Origin of the sequence: Pseudoalteromonas sp. MM17-2, assembly GCF_022347945.1 — a bacterium.
Taxonomy (GTDB): Bacteria; Pseudomonadota; Gammaproteobacteria; order Enterobacterales; family Alteromonadaceae; genus Pseudoalteromonas; species Pseudoalteromonas ruthenica.
Map to the genome: position 1 here is coordinate 1 of NZ_JAKRFV010000013.1, position 15,874 is coordinate 15,874.

Below are 15,874 nucleotides of genomic sequence, written 5' to 3' on the forward strand. Positions count from 1 at the left end.
AAGCGAGGGAATAATCTCGTTGAGTTCGTTTGCTATTTGATTTCATTACACTCTCCAAATTAAGTTTGAAAAGTGTCAACGCTATTTAGGACGGGTCAAATAATTGAAAAAGCCGGCAAATTGCCGGCTTTTTTATTATTCGCTGTTCGCGCTAATCGACTAGAGGTTCTCCAAAAAGTCATCGTCGTAGTCTTGCGCTTCAGGCTCTTCCTCTACAGGCGGATTGCCGTCATGTAGCTCATACAGCTGGCGCTGGTAGTAAATATCTTTCATAAAGGTATACGGGTCCAGCGATTCATTTAGCAGGCTCTCTTGGGGGATCAATGAAGCTCGCGCCTCCACGGCCTTCAAAGCAAACACTAAAATAGTTTGCGGTGTGGTCAGAGCGATTTCAGGCAATACCATATTATCAACAATATCGCCGGTTACGTTGCGTGCGGTGCTCGGCCCCATTCCTGGGATCATCACATACGCTCCATCACCTACTCCCCAAACCCCTAAGGTTTGGCCAAAGTCTTCATCAACATACTCCAACCCAAGGGATGAAGCCACGTCAAATAGTCCCCCTATACCTACTGTGGTATTGACTAAAAAGCGCGCAATGCTTATGCCGGTGTGATCCGCTTTGCCTTGCAGTGCTGCATTAATAGCATCGGTTGGCGCGCTGATATTGTCGGTAAAGTTCACCACCGAACGACGAACAGGCGCTGGCGTTACTTCCACATAACCCACTGCAACTGGCCGCAAAATGTAAGCATCCAACACATCCATATTAAAGTCATACAATGGCCGGTTCAGGCTTTGTAGCGGATCGCGCGGATCCTCTTTTTCTGGAGGAACCTGGGCACAGGCACTGAGTACTAACGCCACAAGCGTTATAAAAGTCTTCTTTAACATGTCACTTCCTACTGAATCAAAGTGTCGATAAGCACGTCCACTTGCTTCTGTTGCTGCTGGTCAATCACACCAGACTGTCCTTGTAATTCGCCGCTGGCAATGGCGACATCACCATCTTTGGAGATACGAGCGATGATTTGCACTTGCTCAAATTGAGCCAGTGTTAATTCCGCCATCATCGCATCCGCTTGCGATAATGTCACCGTCATTGGCAATGAAAATTCAGAAAAACGCTTTACTGCCAGAGGCATAGGTGGCCCGGAAGCAGCTTTAGCATAGACAAACAAAATCGCTTGATGGGGGATGCGGTCTTTAACTTTATCGGCAAGCGATACAGCAACCGTTATTTCCTCGCCGGAGCTTTGCTGCGACTGGCTAATGCGTTGCTCGATTTCATCGATGCGCTGCGCCACCATGGCATAACGCGGATCGTCTTGACGCATGGACGATAAAATAAGCTCAAAGGCACTTTTTGCTTCAAGCCAATCTTGGCGCTCGTAGGCTATTAGCGCCAACATGGAAATCGCATCCATATTTTGTGGCTGCTGCTGCAACACTTGCGAGAGTAACTTTGCCGCCTGCGTCATACTGCTGTCGTTACCCCGTACCAACAGCGCTTGTGCGTAGCTGACTTTAGCGCCTAAGTTGTCTGGGTCCATGACCAATACTTTATCAAAAGCTTGAGTGGCCATTTCAAACTCATCCAGGGTCATTGCAACGCGTCCTAACATTAGCCAGGCAACGGCATCATCGCCGTCTTGTGCTAGGCGGGTGCGAAGCCCGAGTAATAACGCTTGTCGCTCGTTGGCCGACAATGGTTCACCTTTGCCCATCACCGCGCGCTCACCTAACTCAGGCAGTTGTTCAATAGCCTGCTCCCAGCTCTTTAACTGCTGATAACTGCCAGTAAAGTAGTAAAACACGCCACTGAGGACCACCACAAAGAGCACCCCTGTTAACGCCAAAATACGGTTATTACCTCGGCCATGTAGCTGTTGCTCAGGTGATAGATCGTTCAGTAAACGACGCTTCAACTCAACCATCGACTCATCAAAACTGCTTTGTGAGATGCGCTCCATGGCGAGTTCGTCTGCAAGCTCTTGCTGACGTTGATTGAAGATGTCAATACGCTGCGCATTTACGCCTGAATTACTCTGTGCCTGAAAACGTCGAAAAAACGGCCAGCAGACAAACACTAAAGCAATAATAATCAGGGCAGCAAAGCCCCCCCACATAGTAAGCATTACGCTGACTCCTTACGCTGATATTGCTTGATAAGTTGCTGCAGTTTTTGCTCATCGGCCGCTGACCAACTTGCTTTTTTCGCCGCTTTCTTTTGCCGTAAAACAATAAAAGCTAAGCCAGCAATAACGATCAGCCCTGGCAAGATCCATAATAAGATGGTCGCTGGAGTGACTGGCGGCTGATAGTGCACAAAGTAACCATAACGATCAATCATATAATCAATCACTTGGTCTTTATTTTGACCCTCTTTAACGAGCTCTTCGACTTTATCGCGTAAGTCTTTGGCCACCACGGCATCAGAGTCAGCGATATTTTGATTTTGACACTTTGGACAGCGTAGCTCTTTGGTTAACTCTGAAAACAGCTGGGCTTGGTCGTCATTAGCAAAATCGTACTTTTCCTCCACAGCAAGTGCTGGCAGCGCCAACATCAGGACTATGGCTAATAGTAAATATCTCATTGCGCCTCCTGCATTAAGGGTGCGAACTTAGCGCGCCACACACGTTGGTTAATGTCGCCGGTATGATGCACAAGCACTTTCCCCTCGCTATTAATGAGGAAGGTTTCGGGCGCACCTGAAACGCCTAAATCAAGAAGAAATTGGCGATCTAGATCAAGCATGTTGAATTGATATGGGTCGCCTGCACGGGCCAACATATCACGCACTTCTTGCTGCAAAGCAGCGAGGTTAAATTGACCGTCAAAATCAGGGTCGTAGCCTTGTTCATAATACAAACCAACAATACTAACTCCCTGCTCGCGTAACTCGGTCAAATAACCCAGCTCCGCCAAGCAGGTAGGACACCAAGTGCCCCAAACGTTGAGTAAATAGGTTTGCCCTTGCAGGTCGGCATTGGTCCAGCGTTTATCTGGATCCATGAGATCAGGCAAGTCAAAGGCCGGCAAAGGCTGATTCACGCGGCCGCTTTGTAATTCGCGCGGATCTGAAAAAAGGCCTTTGAGTAAAAACCCGCATAACAGCACGAAAACTAATAACGGCGTAATCACTATCCACTTTTTACTCATGACTGACCTTCCTTACGCACGCGACGGCGATAGCGTCTATCGAACAACACAACAAACCCAGCTAAGGAGATTAATATCCCACCTAGCCACATCACCCGCACATAAGGTTTATGGTACAAGCGTAAAGACCACGCGTTACCGCTTAATTGCTCACCAAGGGCCAGGTATAAATCGCGGGTAAAACCTGGGTCAACCGCAGCCTCGGTCATAAACTGCATGCCGATGTCATAGCGGCGTTTTTCCGCGTGTAATACGGCTTCCACCTCATCACCATCAAACACAGTGACAACGCCAGCGTGACCACTGTAATTGGGGCCACGAATGGCTTTAACACCATCAAAACGGAATTCATAGCCACCTAAGGCAACTTGCTCACCGGGCTCAACGCGCACGTCTCGTTCGGTGGAATAAGCCGATGTAAGGGTGACCGAGATCACGACTAAGGCAAGACCGACATGGCCAAGCAGCATCGCCCAATAGCTCAAACCGAGGCGCTTAATGCCAGTGGCCACACTGCTTGCTTGTGACACTTTTAACAACAGGTCTTGGGCGCTCATAATTAACACCCACACTCCTAGGCCGGTGGCCAGTAGCGTTAAGGCACTGACGTTATCGAAGCTGCTATACAGCCACACCGGTGTCGCGATCAGTGTCAGGACTAGCCCGAGGCCATACTTACGTGCCACTTGGCTAAACTTATTCTGCTTCCAGCGTAGCAGTGGTGCGGCGCCTAATAGCAAGGCAAAAGGCACAATTAAATAACTGAACATCTGATTGAAGAACGGTTCACCAATGGAAATAGACCCAAGGCCGAGCTCCTTGTGCACCATAGGGAGCAACGTGCCAAGCAGGACAATAAGGGTTGCCACCACCAATAAAATATTATTTAGCCACAGTGCCACTTCACGCGAGAATAGGCTGTAACGTCCCTCACTTTGTACCTGCCCTGCACGCAGTGCATACAGCAACAAACCGCCACCGACGACGATGGCTAAAAACGCCAAAATAAACATACCGCGATCTGGGTCTGACGCGAACGCGTGCACCGAGACGATGATCCCTGAACGCACGATAAAGGTACCTAGTAAGCTCAGCGAGAACGCTGCAATAGCCAATAGCACAGTCCATGACTTAAAGATGCCGCGTTTTTCCGTGGTCGCCAAAGAGTGCAATAATGCGGTGGCCACCAGCCACGGCATCAGTGAGGCGTTCTCTACTGGATCCCAGAACCACCAGCCCCCCCAGCCAAGTTCAGCATAAGCCCACCAGCTACCAATAGTAATACCGAGAGTCAAAAAGCCCCAGGCAGCCATCGTCCAAGGACGAGACCACTTGGCCCACAAATTATCTAGCTGACCGGTCAACAGTGCGGCAATAGCAAATGAGAAAGAGACAGATAAACCCACATAGCCCATATACAGCAATGGCGGGTGAATAATCATGCCAGGGTCTTGCAGCAAAGGATTAAGATCGCGCCCTTCTACTGGAAAGTAAGGTAATAAGCGTTCAAACGGGCTCGACATCAATAAGGTATAAAGCATAAAGCCAACCGCTAAGAACCCAAGTACGCCGAGCACCCGTGCCCGCAGCGGCCATGGCAACGATTTAGACATCAGCGCCACTGCGGCTGTCCAACCCGCTTGCATGACCAGCCATAATAAAATAGCGCCTTCATGGCCACCCCAAGTCGAGGTTATTTTGTAATACCAAGGTAGCGTGCTACTGGAGTGGTAAGCAACGTAGGCGACGGTAAAGTCATCGGTGACACTGGCGTAAATAAGAGCCGCGAAAGAGAGCAGAACAAAAATGAATTGGCCCACAGCCAAAGAAGGAGTCGCACGCATTAACCTGAGATTACCGGTATGCGCGCCCCACAAAGGAAATATAAACAACAGTACACACAGCACCATTGCTAAGGTTAGGGAAAAGTACCCGAGCTCTGGAATCATAATTTAGTTGCCGTAATTGCTATTGTATTTAGGTTTCTCGTGTTTGATACCCTTCACCGCTTCTGCCACTTCCTCTGGCATGTACTCTTCATCGTGCTTGGCGAGTACCTCGAATGCCTCAACCACATCGCTCTGCACTAAGGTGCCCTGGGCTACGATGCCTTGGCCTTCACGGAATAAGTCCGGCAAGATGCCTTTGTAACGGATGGTGACCATAGGGCCACTGTCAATCAGTTTAAACTCTACAAATAGCGAGTTTTCGTCGCGCTTAACTGAGCCTGGCACCACCATGCCGCCAATCCGTAGTTTTTGGCCAATACTGGGTTTTTCCAGATCTTTACCCTTGCCTTCAATCAGCTCACTGGGGGTATAGAAAAGGTTAATGTTCTCTTGCAACGCATACAGAGTGAGCCCCACCGCCGATGATAAACCGAGTAATAAGGCAATAATGGTGATTAAGCGTTTTTTGCGTCTTGGGTTCATAGTGACGACTCCTGCTGCGAGCGTTTCGCCCTCTCAATACGTTGCTCTCGTGCGCTTTGAGCGGCAACCTGCTTGAGCACGTTACGTTTCTCTAATAGCGAGGTCACTAAAAGCGCAATCAAAATAAATGCACAGCTGCCGAAGGAAAGCCATACATAAAAGCCATACCCACCCATGGCGAGAAATTCAGAAAAACTATTAAACTCCATGTTTTGCTCCTGTGGCGAGTGCTCTCACCCACGGTCGATGTTGTTCACTTTTTAACAGCTCCGTTTTCAAACGGATCAACGTTGCCCAGCCTAGAAAACCAGCAAAAGCGACAATATTAACCATTAACGGCCAAAACATACTTGGGTCGATGGCAGAGGTATCAAATTTAGTAATGGTTGATCCCTGGTGCAGGGTATTCCACCACTCGACTGAGAAGTGAATAATGGGTAAGTTGACCACTCCGACAAGGGCTAAAATAGACGCTGCCTTGCCTCCGGCACGTTTGTCTTCAAAGGCATGGTACAAAGACAAGACCCCTAAGTATAAAAACAACAGGATGAGCTCTGAGGTTAAGCGCGCATCCCATACCCACCAAGTACCCCACATAGGTTTACCCCACGCAGCGCCGGTCAATAATGCGATCACCGTCATTGCCGCACCCACCGGCGCTATAGCAATCACCGCCAGTTGGGCATTGCGAATTTGCCATACTAACGCGACGATGGCGGCAATGGCCATCGACGAATAAGCACCCATCGACCAAATAGCCGACGGTACATGAATGAAGATAATGCGATAGCTGTCTTTTTGTTGGTAATCGGCCGGCGCATAAGCCAACCCCCAAACCCAACCTAAGATCATGCATATCACGGTAACCACTGCAAAAAACGGCAACAGTGTGTTACACAGCGTGTAGGCCCGCTCGGCCTTGGCATAGGGATGTAACCACTTCCACATACTAGTTAATACTCACTTTCAATGCTGATGAAACGGCAATAGGCGCAAGCACGATGGCGACGGTAAGAAATGCACCTAAGATTGCGAGCTGACCGCCATAAGCCAACGACATGCTGGCTGTATCAATGGCGGAAGTCGCAAAAATCAATACGGGAATGTACAGCGGTAAGACCAACAAACTGAGTAACACTCCCCCTTTTTGCAAACCCACGGTTAACCCCGCGCCGATCGCCCCGATCAAGCTTAATAATGGAGTACCGATAAGCAACGTTAACAACGTTGCGTTGAGGGCCTGCATTTCTAAATTCATTAGTAATGCGAACAGTGGCGTTAATAACACCATTGGCAAGCCTGTAATGGTCCAATGCGCTGCAATTTTTGCCGACACACTCAGCGACAAAGGGAATGGCGACAATAATAACTGCTCCAAAGTACCATCTAGGTAATCATCTCGGAACATTTTATCCAGACCCAACATCGTCGCTAGTAAAGCAGCGACCCAAATAATACCGGGCGCCATGCGTGCCAATAAGTTTGGCTCAGGACCTACGCCAAGTGGGAACAGTGTAATCACGATTAAGAAAAACAGCAGCGGATTAACAATATCGCTGCGCTGGCGAAAGGCAAGACGAACATCTTTTTTATATACGCTGGCCCAAACTCGCCAGTAGGAGTGCTGCTGAATCATTAAATGCGATACTCCAACTGCAACTTACTGAGGTGAGAAAAGTGCGCGGTCAAGTCTTGGTGACTGGTGAGTAAAATCGCCCCTTGTTGGGCTAAATGCTGAGCGAAACGCTGTTGCAATAATGCCACGCCTTTTTTATCTACGGCAGTGAATGGCTCATCTAAAAACCACAGTTTGGCATCATTGAGCCACAACCGAGCCAAGGCAACACGGCGCTGTTGGCCAGCTGATAATTGCCGCACCGGAACATCTTCTAGTCCTACTAAGCCAAGATTGCTCAGCACGTCATAAATATTGAGGTCGGTTTTCAGTCCGTGAGTATCAAGCCAGAACTGACAATTTTCTAATGCATTTAACTGTGTGTTTACACCCGTTTTATGGCCAATAAACAACACTTGTTGCGCATAGTTTTCGTAGTCACGGCGAATACACTTTTGCATAAAGCGCACTTGCCCTTGCATAGGCTCTGAAAAGCCCGCCAAAATGCGCAATAAAGAGGTTTTCCCAGCCCCATTAGGCCCCTCTAACTGCATGATCTCCCCAGCGTTTATTGAAAAGCTAAGGTCTTCAAACAGGCATCGCTCTTGCTTAATGCAAGTGACTGCGTCAACGTGTAACACGAACAGACATTCTCAGTGCTTAAAATTGGGCGATAGTCTACCATAATGCTATGCTAATGCGAAAAATTGCGGGCAAAACTTTGATCTTGTTTCGGGGGTAATATGTCGGGCCCATCTGCCCCTTTAATTCATCACACACAAACGCTGAGCATCGCTGGCGATACGCAGCAGGCTAAGACACTCACGCTGCCCACTGAGCAGCCCTTGGCGGTTAAAAATGTTCATATCAGCGCTGACAAAGCAACGATGCAAGTTCAGCTGCAAGGTCAATGGCGTACCCTCGAGGTTCCCCTGCAATCACCGCCAAAGGGGCCGCTACCATTGACTATTGAGCAAGGCACCGTGCAACTTAATGCTCAAGGACAACTGCAATTAACGCCCAGCAAAACCTCACTGCCGCTTGGCTCCGCTCAGGATATAATGCGTTTGCTTGGCGCAGCCCTAACCAATGGTCAGGGCCAAGTTGTGAGCCCAACGCGTTTGGCGCTAACAGTGCAATTAACTGACAAAGCAGCGTTATCAATACCGGCGCTTAATGCCAGTTTGCATCTAAATAAATCCAGTGCCGAGATAATTAACGCTCAGCCATCGCCGACATCCTTGATCGTTCAGTTAGTGAAAGGAAAGATACAGGCCCACTTACCGCTTAGTGGAGGGAGCCAATTACCACTGCCGATGAGCCAACAAAAGCTCGTTGCCATGCTGCTAAAGACGCCGATGAACTTGCAGTTGCTACCACGTCCCGATGGTAAGCGTGCTCAGCTCAACCTGGTCGGTGGCCAAGCGAATAAAGCCATATTGACCTTGCCGATAAACCGAACCGTATCGGCTCAACTGCCAACTCAGGGCCTCACAACAAGCCTGGGGGTGGCGCCAACATCACCTGCGTTACAACTCAAACTGCAATTACCGCGTATTGACTTACACGTTGCCCGCCCACAAGTGATTGTGGGCACTCAAAGCACCACCACGGCCTCATCGGCAACACAGCAACTCGTTGATAGGCCGGTAACAGACAACAAAGCAAACACCTCGTTATGGCAGCATGCTAAGCAACAATTACAGTCTTGGCAGCAAGGGCGAAGTGCGCCAAGTATCAATTCACTCGCAAGTGCTCAGCAGTTATTACAAAGTACTGCAAAACCACTGCTTAGTACGGTGCTACTTGATTCGCCGAAAAGGCTTGAACCGGTGTCACTCAGCGCCTTCAATGGCGCGGCAAGACACAACGCCATGGCGCAACCATTAAGCCCGGGCGTTGAGGTGAGCGCCTTGCTTAATACCCTTCGCAATCAATCGCCGCTATTAGCATTAACCGCACAGATGCAACACACGGTAAAAGCAACCTTGGTGCCCGGGGCTGCTACAGAAACGGTATCAGGGGCACAGCAAGTACTCTCCTTGCCTCTCAGTAAGGCGTTAATGGCACCACTAATAAAGCCTTATACAGCACAGCATAGCTTGACCCATCACCTTGCCAATCTAGACACTTTGGTGCAAAACGCGCCTAAAGAGCTACAGCAACTCGTCAATCAAGCTTTTAGTAAAATGGTTGGACCGCATACCCCACCAGCCAACACAGTCAATCAGTTGCAAGCCCAATTGCAACCTTGGTCACAGCCTGTTAGCCAATACCGTGCAAGCGTCACAGCTCAAATCGATACTCTTTTGCTATCACTGTTGGGCGCTCAGAGCTTGCAACAGCTGCCAAGCACGATAGCGACTCACAGCCAAAGCGCCTTGATGCCACTGATAAACCTACTTTTAGCTCAAACACCGCAAACGCCAGCGTCTGCTGCTGAGCAAGTATTGCAACAGCTGCAAAGTGCGGGGGCGCAAGCATTGAGCGGCGATTTGGCAGCCATTAAACAAAGTATGACGCCCCAATCCAGCGCTCCACAATTAACAACGCAACAAGATTCTAACCCTTTGGTACAGCTGTTTTTACCTATGCGTTTGCCACCCGAGGCAGGACAAACGCAGCTAAGTATTGGTCGCTACAAAGAAAAGAGCCAACAAGGCAAGGGCGAAGACGTGTGGTTTGTGCGTATGCAATTTGACTATCCGAAATTGGGCGAGCTCAGTGTGCAGGCGCACTTGTGTAAGCAAACCCTCAATTGTGAACTTCGCGCCAGCTCTCAGGCTTTACACCACCTTGCCAACGAACACAGTGAAACACTAAGACGCAAGCTGCAAAGTCACGGCCTCGGCGTTGCGCCCATTAAGGTTGAGCAGGTGAGTGAGCAACAAGTACAACAGTGGCGGCAGTTTTATCGCCGTCATAGTATCGTTAATTTAAAGGTGTAGTATGACAGCATCATCCCAACGCAGTGCCATTGGATTGCTCTACGAGCATGGCAGTGCGCCAACCGTGTCGAGCAAAGGGTTTGGCGAGTTAGCCGAGCACATTATCGAAGCAGCGCAAGAACAAGGCATTTTAATTCACCAAGATGCTGATTTAGCGAAGACCTTAGAAAAGCTCGATCAAGGCCAAGAAATCCCCAAAGAGCTTTATTATGTGATTGCTGAGCTTATTGCCTTTTCCTATGTATTACGTGGTAAGTTTCCACCTGGGTGGCAAAACTTTAGCAATAAGCTCAATGTGAAAGCTTAATTTTTCTGATGCAGTGAAAACAGTAACTCAGCTTCTGCCCGAGGTAGCTCACATTCGCTCATCACTTCTTCCATGGGCGCACCTAGCTCAATCATTTTTACTGCTCGAGAGTAGATTCGTGCTTGCGGGTCTGCTTCACGAATAGTGTCTTGCTGTTGCGCCACTTCTTCGGTGCGCTGTTGAATTTGGCCAATACGGTTGCTCATATTTGCCAATGCTGTGCGCAACTCACTGACCTCCGCACGCAAAATTTGCGTTTGTGATGACGCCTGTTTTTCAGTGTCCATATTTTGTCGCAGTGCCCGCATTTGCCGCGCTAATTGCGACGTACGTAACCACAACACTATTACTAAAACCGCCAGCAATAACACTATGCTAGCGGCTATCATATACAGCAGATTCGGGTCTTTCATTACTTAGATATTACTTAACTCGTCCCACTCTTCGTCACTGAGTAGTTTGTTTAGATCCACCAAAATCAGTAACTCACCGTCACGGTTTGAGACCCCTTGGATAAACTTAGCACTCTCTTCTGTGCCAATGTTGGGCGCACTGTCGATTTCGGAGCTGCGCAGGTACACCACCTCAGCGACCGAGTCTACCAAAATACCAATAACCTGCTTTTCCGCTTCGATAATCACAATGCGAGAGTTGTCAGTGACTTCAGCGTCAACTAACCCAAAGCGTGAACGGGTATCAATCACGGTAACCACGTTGCCTCGCAAGTTAATAATACCCAGGACATAACTGGGTGCACCGGGCACGGGCGCGATCTCGGTATAACGAAGTACTTCTTGTACCTGCATCACATTGATACCATAGGTTTCTTCCTCTAACCGGAAGGTGACCCATTGCAGTACCTCATCACTGCTGTCTACATCTTTCGCTGATACTATTCTTTCTTCGCTCATACTTAGCTCCATAACGCCGTCTGTCATGAATCGGCCTTGGTTACCAATTAGTTTGTGCCTGATTACTCAGCCTGACTGTCTAACCCTTGCTCTAAAAGCAATTGCAGGTTATCCACATCAATTAAAGCACACATTTTTTCTTTTATAACCCCAGCAAGCCACGGACGCTTACCATGGCTTTGTCGCCACTTTACGTCTTCACTTTTCAAGGTTACGTTGTTGATCAAATTCTCAGCGGCTAATCCCCACTGAGATTCTCCAAGCATTATCACATACTTATAGTTTAATGCCTGTTCCAAGTTTTTGTCATATTTTTCTGGCATTACCCAGCGGGCGGTGTCCACAAGGCTGACTTTTTCATCGCGGTTTAACATCACCCCTTTAAACCATGGTGGTTTCCCGAATAATTGGTTTACTTCACCAATCTGGTGAATACCACCGAGAGATTTCAGAGGCACTGCTAATAGCAAACCAGCCACGTCAAAAAACAGCGCCTGAAATTCGCCCTGCATATATTCTTCTCGCGCCGCCTGTGGCGCGCGCAGCTTAGTGCCTGAGGATGCAGGTTTTGCCTTATTAATTGCCCGAGCAATATCCTCAACGTGCGTGCTGGATTGCTGTTGCTGTTGCTGTTGCTGTTGCTGTTGCTGTTGCTGTTGCTGTTGCTGTTGCTGTTGCTGTTGCTGTTGCTGTTGCTGTTGCTGTTGCTGTTGTTTATTTGCCTGAGGGGATTCAGTGATGACCGGCTTAGCTACCCGCCTAGGCTCTGCTTCTTCTTTAAGTAGCGCACTGAGGTACTCCTTCATCACCTTTTCATTAGGACCACTCATGCATCCACCTGCTTGTTTTGCAAATAGTCTAACAGCGCACGGTAGGCTTGTACGCCTCGCGCCTTAGCACAGTGCTTACTAGGCACCTGCTGCGCAAGGCTGGCATCGCGAAACTTGGTATCAATGGGGATCACACCCGGCCAAACACTGTCATGATACGTAGCGCGCAGTTTTTTGTATGCATCCAAAGAGGCATTGGTGCGCTTATCATACATAGTCGCGACCACCGTGTATTGATAGCTATAGGTTTGTGCACTTTGCTGCATCAGCTCCATGGTGCGCATCATGCGTTCTAGTCCTTTGAGCGCAAGAAACTCAGTTTGCACAGGTATGAGCACGCGCTCGCTTGCTGCCAACGCGTTGACCATTAACACCCCAAGTACTGGTGGGCAATCAAGAATGGCATAGTCATAATGTTCGCTGATTTTCGCTAATACCTTTTTAAGTATTAACCCCATGCCGTTTTTATTACCCATGCTTCTATCAAGCGTGGCGATGGCCATGGTAGCCGGCAGAATATCAATATTTTCGACATCAGATGGACACAGCGATTGCAGTATTTCCTCGCTCGCCATATTTTTACCGCGAGTGAAAACATCGTAAGCACTCACTTCGATGGCCTCTGAATCAATACCAAAATAGTAGGTAAGCGACGCGTGAGGATCAGTATCAATTAATAAGACACGCTTTCCTTGTTCAGCCAATAGACCGCCTAAAGACACCGTTGTGGTGGTTTTACCCACCCCGCCTTTTTGATTCGCGACCGTCCATACCTTCATTATTGCTGTTCCTCATTGCGCGTCGTAATACGAATACCGCCATGGGGTAGTTGTATTATTTTTATTGTATTGTCAGTGCTTGGCAGCTCTTGCTCCACTGCGGGCTCAACTGATTCAACGGCACTGTCTTGTTGGGGGGCCTCTTGCAGTGGCAAGGCAAACTTTGAAATTGCGATGACCACTTTACGATTTTGCGCCCGCCCTTGGGCAGTATCATTGTCAGCAAAAGGGGTGTACTGTCCATACCCTTCCAACGCCATTCGCGCAGGGTTTATGCCCAGGGTTTGCAACTCTTTGACTACGGCCGCTGCACGTGCCGCTGATAACTGCCAATTTGAGCGAAACATTTCGTTATTGATACTGCGGTCATCGGTATAGCCGCGCACACGCAAGTAATTGCGCATTGGCGAAATAATCTCAGCAATACGAGCCACCACTTGTTCGGCGCGATTCGTCACTGTGGCGCTGGCGCTCGGAAAAAGCAGCCCCGAACTCATCTCAATAGTAAGCCAGTTCTCATTCAGTTGGAGCTGTGCATCACCTTGGCGAATTTCATTAAGCAAAGTGCCAGTTAACTTATCTAACAAAGTTTCTAAAGGCTCTCCGAGCTCTTTTTGCTCGATAAGACTCACGTCTGCTTGCTCTGGAATCAACTTTGAGCCACGAATAGGCTCTTTGACAATACTCTCACCTTCTAACACATTCTCATTGACGGGCAGTGGTTGTTGCAACACACCGTCCCCTGTGGATTGCTGCTGCTCAGTTAATATGGGTTGAGTCACTTGGGTAGCACGGTCAAAAAATTGCTCCAACGTCTGCGAAAAAATAGCAAACTCTTCATCTTTTTTATTGATAGCAATCGCGTACATGACCACGAACAAGGCGAACATAATGGTCATATAGTCAGCGTAAGAAACGAGCCAACGGTGGGTGTGTTGCGACTCCTTTACATGACCTCGGCGGTGACGAATGCGCATCATATTAGTACCCTGCACTAACATGGCGCTCAGCGCAGTAAGCCTCGAGTTTCAACTCTATATTTGCGGGCGTCTCTCCCTGCTGCATTGCCATGATGCCCTCAGCGATGAGCTCATGATAGAGCATTTTTTCTTCAATCACTTGCTTTAGCTTGTTGGCAACGGGCAGGAATAACAAGTTGGCAAAGCCCACGCCATAAATCGTGGCCAAAAACGCGGTGGCGACCCCAGCACCCAATTTGTCGGGCTCGCTAATGTATGCCATCGCCTGAATGAGCCCGAGCACAGCCCCTAAAATACCAATGGTCGGCGCATATCCTCCCATGGCCTCGTAAACCCGAGCTGCATCTAGCAACCGCTCGCGCTCTAATAAAAGCTCGATTTCTAGGGTGTCACGCAAGCGCTGCTCATGAGAGCCATCAATCAGCAAGCTTAAGCCTTTCGCGGCATAAGGGTCTTCACTTACGAGTGCTTGTTCCTCAAGAGCCAGATACCCTTTTTGACGTGCGGTACTGGCCCACGATTTAATTTGCTCAATCCCAGCTTGGGTATCATAAAACGGGGGAACAAATACCCACTTAAAGACGCCCAAAGCCTTTTTGAAGGTCGCTAGTTGCGATTGCAACATCACGGCACCTAAAGTGCCGCCAAGGACAATGATCAATGCCGGTCCATCAATCAGCCCTGAAACCATACCGCCCTCGAGGCTATAGCCTAAGGTAATGGCGATAATGGCAACAGCAAGGCCAATTATGGAAAGTTTATCCACAGCCGACTTCCTTGAGTAAATGCGCGGCAACATCGTCAAGAGCCACTTGGTGGTCATGCAAACCGGCGCTGGCTATCGCTTGCGGCATGCCATACACAACACAAGACTGTTCGTCCTGCGCCCAAACCCGTGAGCCTGATTGTTTAAGCATCCGCGCACCTTCGCGACCATCAGCACCCATCCCGGTCAGCACAATGGCTAATACATCACCGCCGAATGCTTTTGCACTACTGGCAAAAGTAACATCGACACTGGGTTTATAAGTAATTCTTGGGTTGTCGTCTTGAAATACCTTCAGAGTTTGCTGTTGAGCCCGGCCATCAAACATCATTTGCTGACCACCTGGTGCAAGATACGCCGTTCCAGGTTGCAAACGGTCTCCCTGTTGCGCTTCTTTTACCTTGATTTTGCAAAGGTTATTCAAGCGCTGCGCAAATGCAGGAGTGAATGCGGCCGGCATATGCTGAATAAGCAAAATAGGATGAGGAAAATTGGCTGGCAGCTTGGTCAGAATCGTTTGCAGTGCCACAGGCCCCCCGGTAGAGGTGCCAATAGCCACTAACTTGTACTTTTTGCCGCTGGGCTTGAATTGGCTAGAGCTTTGAGGCCGAGTCGAAGTTCCTTGGTTAAAGCTTCTATCAGGTTGCGCTGAACTACGTGTCGTGACACTTGGGCGCGCTGGTGACGATGCTGTTGTCGAGGTCGTTGGGCGATTAAAACGCGAAAGACGACGACGTCCTAGCTCGCGCACCTTTTGTCGAAGTATCTCAATCGCATCTTGGTTGTTGCGCGCGATGTCTTCAAACTTTTTCGGTAAGAAATCCAATGCCCCGGCATCAAGTGCATCCAGTGTGGCGCTGGCTCCTTCACGCGTCAGTGAGGAAAACATAAGAATAGGTGTTGGCGATTTCGCCATGATTTGTTTCACCGCAGAAATACCATCTAGCACTGGCATTTCCACATCCATGGTGATCACATCTGGGCGTAACTTAACTGCTTTTTCCACCGCATCGGCGCCATTGACAGCTGCGTCAATGACTTCGATATTGGCATCACCTTCAAGAATTTCAGTAACCCGGCGACGAAAAAAGCTTGAGTCGTCAACTATTAGAACTTTGACAGCCATTTAATACTCGAT

19 protein-coding genes are annotated in these 15,874 nt (G+C 48.9%); 2 read left to right on the top strand and 17 right to left on the bottom strand.

Features of this window, described 5'->3' with window-relative positions; genetic code table 11:
- Positions 1-159 precede the first annotated feature (159 nt).
- Genes MHM93_RS11520 through ccmA form a run of 10 tightly spaced genes read right to left on the bottom strand, consistent with a single transcriptional unit; the run spans position 160 to position 7,856 of the window.
- Complete coding sequence (locus tag MHM93_RS11520; protein ID WP_239449227.1) at positions 160-897, bottom strand: VacJ family lipoprotein; 738 nt, start codon at positions 895-897, stop codon at positions 160-162.
- 8 nt (positions 898-905) lie between these two features.
- Positions 906-2,141 carry a c-type cytochrome biogenesis protein CcmI gene (gene ccmI / locus MHM93_RS11525; protein WP_239449228.1) on the bottom strand — a complete coding sequence of 412 codons (1,236 nt, stop codon included), beginning with the start codon at positions 2,139-2,141 and terminating at the stop codon, positions 906-908.
- Complete coding sequence (locus MHM93_RS11530) at positions 2,141-2,602, bottom strand: cytochrome c-type biogenesis protein (protein WP_239449229.1); 462 nt, start codon at positions 2,600-2,602, stop codon at positions 2,141-2,143. The genes ccmI and MHM93_RS11530 overlap by 1 nt, the downstream gene beginning before the upstream one ends.
- Positions 2,599-3,168: a redoxin family protein gene (locus MHM93_RS11535; protein ID WP_045979862.1), complete on the bottom strand. Its 570-nt coding sequence runs from the start codon at positions 3,166-3,168 to the stop codon at positions 2,599-2,601. The genes MHM93_RS11530 and MHM93_RS11535 overlap by 4 nt, the downstream gene beginning before the upstream one ends.
- Positions 3,165-5,117, bottom strand: coding sequence for a heme lyase CcmF/NrfE family subunit (locus MHM93_RS11540; protein WP_239449230.1), 1,953 nt, complete (start codon positions 5,115-5,117; stop codon positions 3,165-3,167). The genes MHM93_RS11535 and MHM93_RS11540 overlap by 4 nt, the downstream gene beginning before the upstream one ends.
- 3 nt (positions 5,118-5,120) lie before the next feature.
- Positions 5,121-5,600, bottom strand: a complete 480-nt coding sequence (ccmE, locus tag MHM93_RS11545) for a cytochrome c maturation protein CcmE (RefSeq protein WP_045979864.1) — start codon at positions 5,598-5,600, stop codon at positions 5,121-5,123.
- Positions 5,597-5,809, bottom strand: coding sequence for a heme exporter protein CcmD (gene ccmD / locus MHM93_RS11550; RefSeq protein ID WP_022944768.1), 213 nt, complete (start codon positions 5,807-5,809; stop codon positions 5,597-5,599). Before ccmD ends, ccmE begins: the two co-directional genes overlap by 4 nt.
- A complete protein-coding gene (locus tag MHM93_RS11555; protein ID WP_022944769.1) occupies positions 5,799-6,548 on the bottom strand; it encodes a heme ABC transporter permease in 750 nt (249 codons plus the stop codon). The genes ccmD and MHM93_RS11555 overlap by 11 nt, the downstream gene beginning before the upstream one ends.
- Position 6,549: 1 nt before the next feature.
- Positions 6,550-7,236: a heme exporter protein CcmB gene (gene ccmB / locus MHM93_RS11560; RefSeq protein ID WP_022944770.1), complete on the bottom strand. Its 687-nt coding sequence runs from the start codon at positions 7,234-7,236 to the stop codon at positions 6,550-6,552.
- The gene (gene ccmA, locus MHM93_RS11565) at positions 7,236-7,856 is read right to left on the bottom strand and encodes a cytochrome c biogenesis heme-transporting ATPase CcmA (protein WP_081604405.1); all 621 of its coding nucleotides are present in this window, start codon (positions 7,854-7,856) and stop codon (positions 7,236-7,238) included. Before ccmA ends, ccmB begins: the two co-directional genes overlap by 1 nt.
- Before the next feature lie 102 nt (positions 7,857-7,958).
- On the opposite strand from ccmA, the gene MHM93_RS11570 reads away from it, so the two are divergent.
- Positions 7,959-10,163 carry a flagellar hook-length control protein FliK gene (locus MHM93_RS11570; protein ID WP_239449231.1) on the top strand — a complete coding sequence of 735 codons (2,205 nt, stop codon included), beginning with the start codon at positions 7,959-7,961 and terminating at the stop codon, positions 10,161-10,163.
- A 1-nt stretch (position 10,164) separates the two neighbouring features.
- Positions 10,165-10,470 (top strand): EscU/YscU/HrcU family type III secretion system export apparatus switch protein, encoded by a 306-nt coding sequence (locus MHM93_RS11575; protein WP_239449232.1) that lies wholly within the window; start codon positions 10,165-10,167, stop codon positions 10,468-10,470.
- On the opposite strand, the gene MHM93_RS11580 is transcribed toward MHM93_RS11575, so the two are convergent.
- The 7 genes from MHM93_RS11580 to MHM93_RS11610 form a co-directional block, all read right to left on the bottom strand.
- Positions 10,467-10,883, bottom strand: coding sequence for a DUF2802 domain-containing protein (locus MHM93_RS11580; protein WP_022944774.1), 417 nt, complete (start codon positions 10,881-10,883; stop codon positions 10,467-10,469). The genes MHM93_RS11575 and MHM93_RS11580 overlap by 4 nt on opposite strands.
- 3 nt (positions 10,884-10,886) lie before the next feature.
- Complete coding sequence (locus MHM93_RS11585; protein WP_022944775.1) at positions 10,887-11,381, bottom strand: chemotaxis protein CheW; 495 nt, start codon at positions 11,379-11,381, stop codon at positions 10,887-10,889.
- Between the two features lie 62 nt (positions 11,382-11,443).
- Complete coding sequence (locus MHM93_RS11590; RefSeq protein ID WP_239449233.1) at positions 11,444-12,211, bottom strand: chemotaxis protein CheW; 768 nt, start codon at positions 12,209-12,211, stop codon at positions 11,444-11,446.
- Positions 12,208-12,990, bottom strand: coding sequence for a ParA family protein (locus MHM93_RS11595; protein ID WP_239449234.1), 783 nt, complete (start codon positions 12,988-12,990; stop codon positions 12,208-12,210). The genes MHM93_RS11590 and MHM93_RS11595 overlap by 4 nt, the downstream gene beginning before the upstream one ends.
- Complete coding sequence (locus MHM93_RS11600) at positions 12,990-13,970, bottom strand: OmpA family protein (RefSeq protein WP_239449235.1); 981 nt, start codon at positions 13,968-13,970, stop codon at positions 12,990-12,992. The genes MHM93_RS11595 and MHM93_RS11600 overlap by 1 nt, the downstream gene beginning before the upstream one ends.
- Before the next feature lies 1 nt (position 13,971).
- Complete coding sequence (locus MHM93_RS11605; protein WP_239449236.1) at positions 13,972-14,736, bottom strand: flagellar motor protein; 765 nt, start codon at positions 14,734-14,736, stop codon at positions 13,972-13,974.
- The gene (locus MHM93_RS11610) at positions 14,729-15,862 is read right to left on the bottom strand and encodes a chemotaxis response regulator protein-glutamate methylesterase (RefSeq protein ID WP_239449237.1); all 1,134 of its coding nucleotides are present in this window, start codon (positions 15,860-15,862) and stop codon (positions 14,729-14,731) included. The genes MHM93_RS11605 and MHM93_RS11610 overlap by 8 nt, the downstream gene beginning before the upstream one ends.
- Positions 15,863-15,874: the final 12 nt, after the last annotated feature.

Excerpts from the sequence above, each read along its gene's own strand:
- MHM93_RS11520 (WP_239449227.1), bottom strand. The coding sequence starts at position 897 with ATGTTAAAGAAGACTTTTATAACGCTTGTGGCGTTAGTACTCAGTGCC.
- ccmB (WP_022944770.1), bottom strand. The coding sequence starts at position 7,236 with ATGATTCAGCAGCACTCCTACTGGCGAGTTTGGGCCAGCGTATATAAA.
- MHM93_RS11530 (WP_239449229.1), bottom strand. The coding sequence starts at position 2,602 with ATGAGATATTTACTATTAGCCATAGTCCTGATGTTGGCGCTGCCAGCA.
- MHM93_RS11590 (WP_239449233.1), bottom strand. The coding sequence starts at position 12,211 with ATGAGTGGTCCTAATGAAAAGGTGATGAAGGAGTACCTCAGTGCGCTA.
- ccmE (WP_045979864.1), bottom strand. The coding sequence starts at position 5,600 with ATGAACCCAAGACGCAAAAAACGCTTAATCACCATTATTGCCTTATTA.
- ccmI (WP_239449228.1), bottom strand. The coding sequence starts at position 2,141 with ATGCTTACTATGTGGGGGGGCTTTGCTGCCCTGATTATTATTGCTTTA.
- ccmD (WP_022944768.1), bottom strand. The coding sequence starts at position 5,809 with ATGGAGTTTAATAGTTTTTCTGAATTTCTCGCCATGGGTGGGTATGGC.
- MHM93_RS11600 (WP_239449235.1), bottom strand. The coding sequence starts at position 13,970 with ATGATGCGCATTCGTCACCGCCGAGGTCATGTAAAGGAGTCGCAACAC.
- MHM93_RS11595 (WP_239449234.1), bottom strand. The coding sequence starts at position 12,990 with ATGAAGGTATGGACGGTCGCGAATCAAAAAGGCGGGGTGGGTAAAACC.
- MHM93_RS11580 (WP_022944774.1), bottom strand. The coding sequence starts at position 10,883 with ATGAAAGACCCGAATCTGCTGTATATGATAGCCGCTAGCATAGTGTTA.
- MHM93_RS11555 (WP_022944769.1), bottom strand. The coding sequence starts at position 6,548 with ATGTGGAAGTGGTTACATCCCTATGCCAAGGCCGAGCGGGCCTACACG.
- MHM93_RS11535 (WP_045979862.1), bottom strand. The coding sequence starts at position 3,168 with ATGAGTAAAAAGTGGATAGTGATTACGCCGTTATTAGTTTTCGTGCTG.
- MHM93_RS11575 (WP_239449232.1), top strand. The coding sequence starts at position 10,165 with ATGACAGCATCATCCCAACGCAGTGCCATTGGATTGCTCTACGAGCAT.
- MHM93_RS11585 (WP_022944775.1), bottom strand. The coding sequence starts at position 11,381 with ATGAGCGAAGAAAGAATAGTATCAGCGAAAGATGTAGACAGCAGTGAT.
- MHM93_RS11540 (WP_239449230.1), bottom strand. The coding sequence starts at position 5,117 with ATGATTCCAGAGCTCGGGTACTTTTCCCTAACCTTAGCAATGGTGCTG.
- MHM93_RS11610 (WP_239449237.1), bottom strand. The coding sequence starts at position 15,862 with ATGGCTGTCAAAGTTCTAATAGTTGACGACTCAAGCTTTTTTCGTCGC.
- MHM93_RS11570 (WP_239449231.1), top strand. The coding sequence starts at position 7,959 with ATGTCGGGCCCATCTGCCCCTTTAATTCATCACACACAAACGCTGAGC.